The following is a 2399-nucleotide window of genomic DNA, read 5'->3' on the forward strand; positions in this document are numbered from 1 at the left end:
GAGAGTCTGCGGACGGTGTTCCCGGATGTGGAGGGGGTGCCGTATCAGGAGATCCGGGAGGGTGCCGAAGGCCGTCCGGAACTGTTTGTGGTGGAGGCCGGCGATGGCTGGCGTGCGTTCATGCAGGAGGAGGCGGGGCGGGGGTTCGATCTGGCGGTCGATCTGCCGTGGCGGACGGTTCTGCTGAGGGTTTCGCAGGATGAGTGGGTCCTGCTGCTGGTGGCCCACCACATCGCCTCGGACGGTTGGACCATGGGTGTGCTGGCGAACGACCTCCAGGCCGCCTACGGTGCGCGGCTTTCCGGGCAGGCTCCGCAGTGGGAGCCTCTGTCCATCCAGTACGCGGATTACGCGTTGTGGCAGCGGGAGGTGCTCGGGGAGCTGGACGACCCGGACAGTGCGGGTGCCGAGCAGGTCGGGTTCTGGCGGCAGGCGTTGGAGGGGGTGCCGCAGGAGACGGTGCTGCCGTTCGACCGTCCGCGGCCTGCGGTGCCCTCCTTCCGCAGCGGTACGGTCCCGATAGGCGTGGATGCGGTCACGCACGCACGGCTGGTGGAGCTGGCCGCGCAGGGCGGGGCGACGATGTTCATGGTCGTGCATGCCGCACTGGCGGTGCTGCTCGCCCGGATGGGCGCCGGGGAAGACGTGTGCATCGGCACCCCGGTCGCAGGCCGGTCGGACCTGCAACTGGAGAATCTCGCCGGGTTCTTCGTCAACACCCTCGTCCTGCGCTCCGACGTGACGGGTGATCCGTCGTTCGTTGAGGTGCTGCGGCGGGTGCGTGAGTCGGATCTGTCGGCGTATGCGAATCAGGATGTGCCGTTTGAGCGGTTGGTGGATGAGCTGAATCCGGTGCGGTCGGCGGCGCGTAATCCGCTGTTCCAGGTGATGCTGGCGCTCCAGAACGTGCCGGAAGCGCGCTGGGAGCTGGAGGGGCTGGCGGTCGAGCAGATCCCGCCGGCGGAGGATCCCGCGGCTCGGTTCGATCTTTCCTTGACGCTGAGCGAGGGGCAGTCGGACGACGGTTCTGCCGATGGCTTGCGTGGGGGGATTCTCTACTCCGCCGACCTGTTTGACGAGGGGACGGTTCGTCGGCTGGCGGAGTGGTTGGTGCGGGTGCTGGAGCAGGTGGCGGCTGATCCGCTGGTGCGGCTGGGCGATCTCGATCTGCTCGAGGAATCCGAGCGGATCGCTGTGGTGGAGGAGTGGAACGCGACGGACCAGGACGTGGATGCGTCGACGGTCGTGGAGCGGTTCCGCAGGTGGGTGGCTGAGTCTCCGGGAGCGGTGGCGTTGTGGTCGCGAGGCCGTGGGCTTTCGTATGCGGAGGTGGATGCGCGTTCGGATGCGCTGGCGCGTGGGTTGGTGGCGCGTGGTGTGGGTCGGGAGTCGCGGGTGGGGCTGTGCCTGCCGCGTGGGGTCGAGGCGATCGTGGCGATCCTGGCGGTGTGGAAGGCCGGTGGGGCGTACGTGCCGCTGGATCCGGAGTATCCGTCGGACCGGCTGGCGTACATGGTCGCCGACAGCGGCGCCGAGCTGGTGCTGGTCGTGGAGGAGACGGCGGACTCGTTGGACGGTGAGACCGTTCTCCTGGACGGGCTCGCGATCGAGTCCGGGGAACCGATTGATGTGCGGGCCGGATTTGGCGATTTGGCGTATGTGATCTACACGTCGGGTTCGACGGGGCGTCCGAAGGGTGTCGCCGTGGCCCACGCGTCGGTGGCTAACCTGGCCGCCGCCATGCGCCCTGTCCTGGGTGTCGAGCCGGGTGTGACGGCGTTGCAGTTCGCGTCGTTCAGCTTCGATGCGTCTGTCCTGGACGTGGCGGTGACGCTGGCCGCCGGGGGCACGTTGGCGATCGCTTCGTACGACGAGCGGCTGGATCCCTCCGCGCTGGCCGGGATGGTGGGTGCCTGCGGCGTTGAGGTGGCGAGTGTGGTGCCGTCGTTGCTGGGGGTGCTGGAGCCGGGGGACGTTTCCGGGATCGGGAACTGGGTGCTGGGTGCGGAGCGGCTGGAGGCCGGTCTGGCGGCGAAGTGGCGTGATGGGGCTCGGGTGTGGAACACCTACGGCCCCACCGAGGCCACGGTCATCACCACTGCGGTTGTCCTGGAGGAGGGCGTCACTGGTGAGGACGTGGCGCCGGCGATCGGTCGCCCGCTTCCCAACGTCCGTACCTACGTGCTGGATGCCTACCTGCGGCCGGTTCCTGCAGGTGTGACGGGTGAGTTGTATGTCGCGGGGGATGGTCTGGCCCGCGGGTATGTCAACCGGCCGGACCTGACGGCGGAGCGGTTTGTGGCCTGCCCGTTCGGTGAGGGTGGGCGGATGTACCGCACCGGCGACCTGGCCCGATGGCTGCCCGACGGCAGCGGTCAACTGGCGTTTGTGGGGCGTGC

The 2399-nt window shown here is 68.7% G+C and carries 1 protein-coding gene; it reads left to right on the forward strand.

All coding sequences use genetic code 11. From position 1 onward, the window contains the following. Window positions 1-15 precede the first annotated feature (15 nt). Window positions 16-2399, forward strand: a 2384-nt coding sequence (locus KVT45_RS54815) for an amino acid adenylation domain-containing protein (RefSeq protein ID WP_308311176.1), incomplete at its 3' end; no start/stop codon positions are given.

It is taken from the genome of Streptomyces sp. GbtcB6, assembly GCF_019091475.1.
GTDB lineage: Bacteria > Actinomycetota > Actinomycetes > Streptomycetales > Streptomycetaceae > Streptomyces > Streptomyces hyaluromycini.